Source organism: Methanosaeta sp. UBA356, from assembly GCF_002496465.1.
Taxonomy (GTDB): domain Archaea; phylum Halobacteriota; class Methanosarcinia; order Methanotrichales; family Methanotrichaceae; genus Methanothrix; species Methanothrix soehngenii.
The window spans coordinates 1-9,817 of the sequence record NZ_DAKC01000083.1 but is presented as its reverse complement, the minus strand read 5'-3'; the positions used below and the strand labels follow the sequence as shown (position 1 = coordinate 9,817).

Genomic DNA, 9,817 nt, shown 5'->3' with positions numbered 1-9,817 from the left:
ATATGAGTTAACGCAAAAAACGGACGAGGGTTCACTTCATCCCCAACCGGAAGGTTGGGGTATTCGTGACCCTCTGCACTCCCGATGTAATAAAATTATGGTCCCGTCGCTATCTGCAGGATATATCACCCTCGATGATTATGTTCATGACGCTATCGAACTTCAGAGCCTGGCACCAGCCAGCCTTTTCAAATATCGACATGAAACAGACGCCAATCAGCTTCTTGTATTTCATCTTGGCGAGAAAATCTGCCATCTCCTCGGCCTTCACTCCAATCTTGGGCATGGCCATTCCACCCAGAACAACCACGGCATCGGCCTCAAAGCTGCACTTCTCTCCCAACTCCATCCCCGATTCCGTGGCAACCAGCTTCCTGGCTTTTTCACTATCAAGGCCGGGAATGAAGGCCATCTCCTTTTCTCGCACTGGATAGCCCAGGAATAATGCAAAGGGAGTACAAAAACCAGGTGACCCCACGAAAATTATCTTCTGGTCATCCTTGACCAAATCCCTAAAACCGTTCAGCATTCCGCCCAGGCCCTTGACCTCTTGAATCTTCTCCATAATGATCGATTAATCAGTTTCCGCTCATGGGCAATAATGTTTTGGTACCCTGGGCAGCATCTGCTGCTTTTATGCTCGAATTGCCCTCAGGTTACCTCAAAATCATCTTCCGATCATCTTTTGCATCAATGACATGATCCCAGGCCGGCTGCTCCCGCTGCTTCCAGGACCCGTAGCCTCCAGCCCCATGGAGCCCATCATCTCCTTATTGAAGCGGTCGGAGATCTCATCGAATATCCTCTTATAAGCGATGCAGTGAGGATCGACTCCCATAATGATCCCATCTGTCGGAGCTATGGCATTGTAAGGGCAGCCCCCCCGGCAGTAGCGCAAGTGCTTGCAGCCCTTGCAGTTCACATCCACATACTCTTTGAACTGACGCATGCGCACTCCTGCGGGGGAGGCGGCCAGATCCGCCTGGCTGGGGCGGTCGCGAACGTTTCCCATGACGTATTCGGGCATTCCCACAAACCGATAGCATGGATAGATGCTCCCATCTGGGCCCACGGCAAAGGTATTCTCCATGCAGTCCACAAAGGTGCAGACGGTACCCCTTCCGGTGAATACGCACCTCGCGTAATCGTTGATGTTTCTAACCTCGATTCGATCCATATTCTCCAGGTATTTGTCCAGGAGATAGACCAACAGCTCGCCATACTCCTCTGGAGGAAGGGCCCATCGGTCTGGCTGGTCGCTGCGCAGCGATGGGAGGGCGGGGTGGAGCTTGAGGACCAGGCCGTTTTCCCGAAAGAAGTTGAATATCTCCTCTTTGAACTGCACTGAATAAGAGGTGAATGTGCAGATGAACTGCACCTGCAGGCCATGTTTTTTGGCCAGCTCATATCCGGCCATGGTCTTCTCATAGTATCCACTAGACCTTTGCAGGTCATTGAGTTCCTGAGGGCCGTCAAGGCTCGAGCCAATGGGAATCTCATGCTCTGCCAGGACCTCCGCCAGCTCTGGGGTCAAGAGCCACAGGTTCGTCTGCAGGGCGAAGTTGGGGCTGAGATGCTCAAGCTCTCTTTTGAGCATGGGAAGGGCAGCTCTGTAGTAATCCGCACCGGCAAGCAGCGGCTCTCCACCGTGAAACGTGAATGTAACCGGATCATCCCTAAAATCGCGCAACCATTCTACGATCTCCCCTACTGTCTCGATGGTCATTCTCGGGGATCCGACCTCGGAGCTCCAGCAGTAGCTGCACTTGGAGGGACAGCCTAGGGTGGGTATGATCATGACATGAAAAGGCCTCTTCTGTTTTCTCATCTTCTTCATCTATTTTTGCCCCCTCGCTTTGTTCAAATGCCCATGGCATTGATGGCCTCGATCAGCTCTCCGAATGCCTCGACCTCCAGCTCTAGGACTTCCTGGGCGTTCATGGAGATGCTCATCTCGCCGTCCACGGTGAGAGTATCTGGGCCCCGAATTATCATCCTTTCCCTGCCATCTTTTGACAGGACGCTCTTGATCTCTTTCTCATGGGCCATGGTTCGACCGGGAATGATGACCGTGCCCATGACCTGGTCAAGATCAAGGCCTGAGAAGTCCTCAATGGTAATCAGGCAGCCGATGTCCTTTTCCACCGGCAGGATGCTTACTTTCTCTCCTCCCTCCATCTGACTGAAGATGCCCGTGAGCAAAGGAGCAGCCACCCGGCTGGTGATGATGCTCGCCCCTCTCCTCAGAGGGGGCAGGCGGGATATGATATCTGGATGCCTGGACAGAGCGAAGGGCGCGCCGGTGACCGGATCCCATAGAGGCGTTCCAGTTACCCGGAAGCTGTGCATCTCTGCAGTATGGGTGACCAGGTCTCTGAACTCCTCGATGGTATGAGGGATTATCCCTGGCATAATTGGTCCATTTCCCAGGATCAGGCCCTGATCACGGCGATTGGCAAACCTCATCAAGATCAGGCCTCGTGCTCCCATCTCCTCCAGGTCATTGCAGGTCTTCTCCAATTCATGACCGTCGTTTACGCCCGGAATTATGACTGCGGCGCAGTAGACCTCGCAGCTGTGGCAGAATGTCTTCAAATTTTCCAGGGCGACCTCAGGATGCTTGTCTCCCATATACTTGCGTCGAAGCTCGGGGTTGGTGGAGAAGACGGTGAAAGAGACCTCGTTCACTCCGGCATCGATAAGCTTTGCCGCATCGTCCTTATCCCGGAATCCCTTTCCGCTGGTGTAGCCAAGGCTAATGGGCACTATTCCCTGGCCCACCATCCTCGCCAGTGGTAGAAGGTCTGGGTAGCAGCTCAGGTCGCCACCCCCGCTGATGGTGACCTTGTCCGGCATGCTGCCCATGCACCTCTGAGCCACCTCGAACAAGACGTCGTTCATGGGCTTGAAGCCTGGATAGCCCTCCATGATGGCGCGGGCGCAGTAGTCACAGCCCTTCTTGAAGGGCATGCAGTTCTTGCAGCCGAATGGTGGCACCTTTTTTACCCCTTTAAAGTAGCAGTAGCTGCAAAATCCCCTGCAGTCCAGGCCTGGCCTTCCACCTACATCTGCGAGTACGTCCATTCCCATTTCGATCTGCCAGATGGTAAATAAGCCTTGGGGTAACCCTGAAAACAGGCTTTAGAGGAATGAGAGGGGAAAACTAGAATTATTGGGATGGATGAAATTGTCTATGCTTAAATAAATATATTGATTTTGATAATTTAATAATCGTACTGGATAAAATGCTTAAATATGGGAAAGTGATATATACATCCTCGAATACATGATTAAGTTAGAGCAGAAATCATAAGCGAAAGCCTCAACTGCCTTAAGAAAAAAGAGCGGGATTAAAGCCGAGGGACGTGATTCTAATGTTGAGGAGTATCGAAAGGGCCAGCATTGCAGAATTTGGGCGGAGGTAACCTTTGTACATCAAAGAGGTTGAGCTCAAGAACTTCAAGTCATTCGGCAAGAGCATCAGGGTTCCTCTGAAGAACGATTTTGTAACGGTGACGGGGCCGAATGGAAGCGGTAAATCCAATATAGTCGATGCTCTCCTCTTCGCCCTCTGCCTTTCCAGTTCGCGGGCCATGAGGGCGGAAAGGCTGCCCGATCTCATCTACCGGGGGGATAACGGGAAGAATCCGGATTTTGCCCAGGTAATAGTCAGGCTGGACAACACCAGCCGCCATTTTCCACTGGATCAGGATACGATCGAGGTCTCAAGAAAGATCAAGATAAACCGCGACAAATATGCCTCTTCTTATTCCTTTAATGGCAAGTCCTGTGGCCAGGCAGAGCTTTTGGACCTGCTGGCCAAGGCGGGCATAACCCCAGAAAGCTACAATATCGTCATGCAGGGGGATGTGACCCGCATCATTGAGATGACGGCTGTTGAGCGGAGGAAGATCATAGACGAGATCGCTGGCGTCGCAGAGTTCGATGAGAAGAAGAAGAAGGCGCTGGAAGAGCTGGATGTGGTGCGAGAGCGCGTCGAACGGGTTGACGTCATTCTGGAGGAGGTAGGCGGCCAGCTGGACCGATTGCGGGCGGAGCGGGATAAGGCTCATTCCTACCAGGCGCACAAGGACGAGCTGAAAAGGCAGGAGGCCTTCCTCCTATTGGCCAGGCTCAAAGAGGCATCTGGAGAGCTGGAGAGCCTGAACCAGGAGATATCCTCCCTCCAGGGCAAGAATGATGAGATCAAGCTGCGGGCAGATGAGGATCGCTCCGAGCTTGCCGTCCAGGAGGAGAAGCTGCAGAACCTCGGTCAGGAGATAACCCATAAGGGAGAGGACGAGCAGATCGAGGTCAAGCGGAGGATAGAGGAGCTGAAAGGGGAACTAGCCCGCGAGACCAGCAAGATACAGATGGCGGAGAAGGCCCTGAATGATCTGGATCGTCAGCAGAATGCGAGCTTCATTCAGCTGGGTAACCTCTCTGGGGAGGAGGAGGTTCTGGCGGAGAAGATCAGAGACGCAAGCATTCGCAAGGCCAGCTTAGAAGGAGAGCTTGAAGATCAAAACGATCTCCTCCAGGAGGTTGAAGAGAGCTTAACCCGTGAGGACGCCCAGTTCTCCGCTCTCAGAGAGGAGCTTGAGAGAGCGAGGGGGGCCCGGGAGGAGGCCAAAGCAAGGCTTGGAGATCTGCTGCGAGAGCGGGACCGTCTGCTGGATGCCACGAGAAGGGGGGGCCTGGAAAGAGAGGAGCTCTCCGGCGCCATCAAGGAGGCCATGGATGCCCTGGCCGGCAGCGATCATGAGGCCGAACAACTGAAAGAGGAGCTGGCCGGGCTCAACAGCCGAGCGATGGAGCTGGAGAAGGATCGGGATGACCTGGAGAGCGCAAGACTCAGGCTGCGCCGGGAGATCGCCGAGGCAGAGAGGGAGATGAATAAGCTGCAGAGCGAGTTCGCCCGCACCGACAGCCGGATTAAGGCGGCAGAGGACAAAGGCGGATTCAGCCGGGCGGTGGACGCCATCCGCACTGCTCTCAAGAATGGTATGCTCCCCGGCCTTTATGGCACCGTAGCGGAACTGGGGAACGTTCAGTCGCGCTTTTCTGTCGCTTTGGAAGTGGCTGCAGGAGCGCGTATGCAGAGCATTGTCGCCGCCACGGACGAGGATGCCGCCCGGGCCATTGAATATCTGAAGAGGTCCCAGATCGGCAGGGCCACGTTTCTCCCCTTGAATAAGCTGGACCGGGGCAGCCCTTCGGTCAAGCCCAACTACGAGGGGATAGTTGACTATGCCTTCAGGCTGATCGACTTTGATCCCAAGTTTCAGGGGGCTTTCTGGTATGTATTTCGTGATACTTTAGTGGTAGAGAGTTTAAACCACGCCCGAGCTCTCATGGGCCGCTACCGGATGGTCACTTTAGAAGGGGATCTGGTGGAGAGGTCCGGAGCGATGACCGGAGGCCACTATAGGACCAGGATGAAGTTCGCGGCAGAGGAGGGAAAGAAGCTCCTGGAGCTATCGGAGAGGATTGCCAACGCCGATGCCGAGCGCGGGAAACTTCTGGAGAGATTGGACCGGATGGAGGAGCAGATCTCCCACATAACCCGAGAGGTGGAGGAGCTGAACCGGTCCATCTCCAAGAAGACCTTCCAGGCGGACGAGATGGCGGGGTCAAAGCCCCGGCTGGAGAAGAGCATCTCTGAGAAGCGCGAGCGGCTCGTGCAGATGGAGAGCGAGTTTCTCAGCTATAAGGGAAGGCTGGACGCTCTGGAGGGGGAGATCCGGGAGTCTGAGGCGACCCTGGCATCCATGAATGAGACGATAGGCCGGATAGAGGCCGACCTTTCAGGCTCAGCGATCCCCGAGCTGAATCGCAAGGCAGACGCGGCCAAATCGGAGATTAGAAGGCTGCAGGACCGGATAGCCGAGATCGATGCCGAGATCCTCAAGGACAAGATCCGGGAAGAGGGCATAATCGAGAAGCAAAAGGAGATCTCATCCAAAAAGGAGCTACTGGAATCGGAGAAGGCAGAGGCAGCAGAGCAGAAGGAGGCTGCCATGACCATGATCCAGAGCCTAAATTTGGAACTGGATGGGATGAAGTCCAGGGAGGCGGAGATCGAAGTGGAGCTGCACGGCCTCAAAGGAGTGCGCGTAGAGCTTCTTGAGAAGACCATCACCATGCAGCGGGCTATCGACAGGATGGAACGGGAGATGGACCGGATTCAAGCTCGTCTGGATGCCAGCCTCTCCGCCAGGGATGTCATCCAGATGAGGGTGGAGGGACTGCGAAGAGAGATCGAACAGAGCGGCGTAGACTCGACCCAGGAGCCGCCGGATAGCAATACCGTGGCTGAGAAGATCCGGGCCCTGACCCAATTCATGAGAGACCTGGAGCCGGTGAACATGCTGGCCATCGACGAGTACGATCATGTGTTGACCCGTTATGACTTCCTGGCTCTGAGGAGGACCACTCTAAGGGAGGAGAGGGAAGCTATCATCGATAAGCTGGAGAGGTATGACCAGATGAAAAAGGAGGCATTCTTATCCAGCTTCAATGAGATCAACAAGAACTTCAAGAACATATTCCAGGAGCTATCCCGGGGAGAAGGCGACCTGATCCTGGAGAACCCGGAGGATCCCTTGAGCGGGGGGATGACCATCAAGGCCCGGCCGGCGGGAAAGCCCTTCCACCGCCTGGAGGCCATGTCCGGAGGGGAGAAGAGCCTGACCGCCCTCTCCTTCATCTTCTCCATTCAGATGTTCCGGCCTGCGCCCTTCTACGCTATGGACGAGATCGACATGTTCCTGGATGGAGCCAATGTGGAGAGGGTGGCAAAGCTGATCAAGAAGATCTCTGCCCAGGCCCAGTTCATTGTGGTGTCCCTGAGAAAGCCGATGATACTGCAGTCGAAGTTCACTCTGGGTGTGACCATGCAGGAGAATAACATCACCACGGTGACCGGAATATGCACCAGCTGAGGTAGGACTTGTCCGAAGATCCATTCATCCCGGATTTGGGGAAGAATCCCCACGATTTCGAGTTCGGCGAGCCGGCGGAGGTTCTGGTGGAGCTTGCTCGCAGAGGGGATATCGATCCCTGGGATATTGATATTGCCAGGACCACAGAGAAGTTTTTGCAGTACATCGACTCCCTGGAGAAGAGAGACCTGCGAATACCGGCCAGGACACTCCTTTATGCCAGCATTCTCCTGAGGATGAAGTCCGACTCCATGGAAGGGCAAAAGGAGGTGGCAGATGAGGAGCCAGAGCCTGAATTGGAGGAGGTGGGGGAGGAGGTCTGGGAAGAGGAGAGGGAGAGCACCCTACCTCGCCCGCCGGTGAGAAGGCGCACCAAGAGGCCGGTAACCTTAGAAGAGCTGATCTCGGAGCTGAAGAAGGCGGAGATGGTCGGCCGGAGAAAGGCCATGAGAGACCGCTGGCCCTCCACTGAGGAGAAGGCACTGGACCTCTCACACGATGAAGGGATCGAGGAGAGGATCAGGTTCTTGGGACCCATTTTGGATGATATGTTCATGGAGAAGAAGACCATCACCTTCCAGGATATTAACAGCAGAGATGGACTGAATGAGGACGGGGTGACCAACTACGTCTCACTACTCTTCATGGCCCAGAGAAAGCAGGTGTGGCTGGAGCAAGAGGAGATATTCGGGGACCTATTTGTGAAAAGACATCCCTGAGCGGATCAGTGGCCCGGGCGTCGCCAAAGCCTCTTCTCTGACACCGACATCCCTAGGGCAAGCTTAAATCCTTTCCGGAAAAAGAGTCTCTATTGGTCGATCTGATGACGGATTCCAGCGCTAAAGCAGTTATCGAAGCCGCTCTTTTTGCTGCAGGCAGGACGCTCAGTCCCCGAGAATTGGCGGATATCTCCGGCCTCTCCCTCCAGATGGCCGAGGAGGCTGCCCGCGACCTAGCCCAGGAGTATGCCAGTCGCAGCTCGGGAATAGAGATCAAGAGCATAGGAGATGGCTATTCCATGCAGGTCCGCTCCATGCTGGCGGGACGGGTTCTCTCCTTCGCTCCCAAGGAGATCGAGGCGCCCCTGATCAGGACCCTGGCCATCATCGCCTATAAGCAGCCCATCAAGCAGAGCGAGCTGGTGCAGATCAGGGGGAACAAGAGCTATGAGCACGTGAAGGAACTGGAGAAAAGAGGCCTGATCAATGCGGTCAAGCACAGCCGGACCAAGCTTCTCACCACCACTCCCGGATTTGCCGACTACTTCGGCATCACCTCCTCCAATCCCGAGGCGGTGAGAAAGGCTCTTCTGCAGAACAAAAAGCTGGTAGGGGTCAGTCCCATGTACAGGACCCTCGCCCTGCGCCTGGGCCTGGACTATCTGGTGGTCAATCCATACAACCCAGGAGAAGAGGACCTATCCCGGCTCGAGGAGATCGACCTTCTGATAATTGCTCCCGGCTACCTGGAGCGGGTGAGAGAACACTACTGCGGAGATCTCATAGAGGCAGGTGTTCGCACCCTCTCCCAGCTTAAAGAGAGCGCAGAGCAGATAGTCCGGGCAGCAGAATCGGGCGATGTGGAGCCACTGGCGGCAGAGGTTGACCGGCTCCTGAAGAGGTTTCGCAAAAGGGCGCAGAAGGCAAGGCCGATCAAGCCTCTGACTCCCATGATCGAGGATATCGCCCGCGATCTCCGTTTGGATGTTCAGGAGGAGGGGCTGAGAGCAGCGCCCAGCTCTGCCCAGATGGAGGCTGAGATTCAAGTTCCTGTCCACCAGCCCTACGATATGGACATAGTGGAGAGGATTGTGGAGCGCTATGAGAAGATCCTTATGGATATTGATGGCGTTTCTTCTGCTGATGCCAAGCCAGATTAAGGTGACTCATGCCAGCCATTTCCTAACTCATTCACAGATCATTATGGCGATAGGCTAGAATATGGTTCTTCGCCCAATTATGGAAGTGGGATCCGGCAGAGATTATAGCCCCTCTGCGTCTCTGTGGTTTGGCTGAAAATTTTTGCTTTCTTAAGAGCTATGCAAAAAAAGTTGCTTTCAGCCCCCAAAAAGGAAGTGGGCGGGCCCAATAATGCCTTTACGGGATCAAGCTACTGGATTTTACTATCACTGCTGATTGGCAACGATCTTGACGTTATTGGTTGCCTCAGACAGCCCCAATGCTATAGCATCCCTGTTGCCAGCGCCGATCTGATCGATATTGACCTTATTGCAGCAATCCAGACAGCTGGGTGACACATTGGCATTTGTCGGGCTGTCCTCAGAGCAGCAATTGCAGTCTCCTGAATTCTGATTCTTCTTGATCAGCAGATTGTTTGTAGCAATAGGATCTATACCGGGACCAATGGCTAAAGCCCGATCGTTTCCAATTTTCAGAGTATCTATATTGACATCTGTATATTCTGGAAATACAAAGGCAGAAGCTTCCAATTCAAGTATTCCACCATACTTTCCCAGAATATCTATTGCGCCGTATCCAGCACCCCCCTGAGCAAATGAGGGAATTATAAGAACTGCCAGAACGAAAGGCAATGCAAACCTCTTTATCATTATTGTCTTACCCCCTGAATCATGAGATTCCATTCATACTAATGCCTAATTATATTTATACTTTTGGTCTGCATATATCTGTTCTGCATATAACATGTTCACAATTTTGGCGCTATCTATGAATATGCCTTCAAAGAGACTTGATACCATGTCCCTGGGCATAATCGTCTTCTACCGGATGGTTCTTTGCCACAGAGGGAAAAACGTCATCATGATCTTATAAGGCCCTCTCGAAAAGTGAGCCTGTCTGAATGGAACGGTCGAGGAATTGCTGCTGCCGGTCTAATGACCTGATCAGCGATGA

At 53.9% G+C, this 9,817-nt stretch carries 7 protein-coding genes; 3 read left to right on the top strand and 4 right to left on the bottom strand.

Going from position 1 to position 9,817, the window contains the following annotated elements:
• Window positions 1-109: 109 nt before the first annotated feature.
• From BP727_RS07225 to mmp10, 3 genes are all read right to left on the bottom strand, one after another.
• Window positions 110-565 carry a DUF2124 domain-containing protein gene (locus BP727_RS07225; RefSeq protein WP_013719928.1) on the bottom strand — a complete coding sequence of 152 codons (456 nt, stop codon included), beginning with the start codon at window positions 563-565 and terminating at the stop codon, window positions 110-112.
• A gap of 102 nt (window positions 566-667) precedes the next feature.
• Window positions 668-1,837 (bottom strand): TIGR04083 family peptide-modifying radical SAM enzyme, encoded by a 1,170-nt coding sequence (locus tag BP727_RS07220; protein WP_286858072.1) that lies wholly within the window; start codon window positions 1,835-1,837, stop codon window positions 668-670.
• Between the two features lie 23 nt (window positions 1,838-1,860).
• Window positions 1,861-3,084, bottom strand: a complete 1,224-nt coding sequence (mmp10, locus tag BP727_RS07215; RefSeq protein WP_048133196.1) for a methyl coenzyme M reductase-arginine methyltransferase Mmp10 — start codon at window positions 3,082-3,084, stop codon at window positions 1,861-1,863.
• A 344-nt stretch (window positions 3,085-3,428) separates the two neighbouring features.
• Between mmp10 and smc the strand changes: the two genes are divergently transcribed.
• The 3 genes from smc (at window position 3,429) to scpB (ending at window position 8,823) form a co-directional block, all read left to right on the top strand.
• Complete coding sequence (smc, locus tag BP727_RS07210; RefSeq protein ID WP_286858070.1) at window positions 3,429-6,944, top strand: chromosome segregation protein SMC; 3,516 nt, start codon at window positions 3,429-3,431, stop codon at window positions 6,942-6,944.
• 8 nt (window positions 6,945-6,952) lie between these two features.
• Window positions 6,953-7,663 carry a segregation/condensation protein A gene (locus BP727_RS07205; RefSeq protein WP_286858069.1) on the top strand — a complete coding sequence of 237 codons (711 nt, stop codon included), beginning with the start codon at window positions 6,953-6,955 and terminating at the stop codon, window positions 7,661-7,663.
• A 92-nt stretch (window positions 7,664-7,755) separates the two neighbouring features.
• Entirely contained in the window at window positions 7,756-8,823 is a 1,068-nt protein-coding gene (scpB, locus tag BP727_RS07200) for an SMC-Scp complex subunit ScpB (RefSeq protein WP_286858067.1), read from the top strand.
• A gap of 246 nt (window positions 8,824-9,069) precedes the next feature.
• Here scpB and BP727_RS07195 read toward each other — a convergent pair whose 3' ends face one another.
• Window positions 9,070-9,513 carry a hypothetical protein gene (locus BP727_RS07195; RefSeq protein WP_013719915.1) on the bottom strand — a complete coding sequence of 148 codons (444 nt, stop codon included), beginning with the start codon at window positions 9,511-9,513 and terminating at the stop codon, window positions 9,070-9,072.
• Window positions 9,514-9,817 lie beyond the last annotated feature (304 nt).

Bases quoted from the DNA above. Each gene is read 5' to 3' on its own strand.
- BP727_RS07225 (WP_013719928.1), bottom strand. From the start codon at position 565: ATGGAGAAGATTCAAGAGGTCAAGGGCCTGGGCGGAATGCTGAACGGT.
- BP727_RS07220 (WP_286858072.1), bottom strand. From the start codon at position 1,837: ATGAAGAAGATGAGAAAACAGAAGAGGCCTTTTCATGTCATGATCATA.
- mmp10 (WP_048133196.1), bottom strand. From the start codon at position 3,084: ATGGACGTACTCGCAGATGTAGGTGGAAGGCCAGGCCTGGACTGCAGG.
- BP727_RS07195 (WP_013719915.1), bottom strand. From the start codon at position 9,513: ATGATAAAGAGGTTTGCATTGCCTTTCGTTCTGGCAGTTCTTATAATT.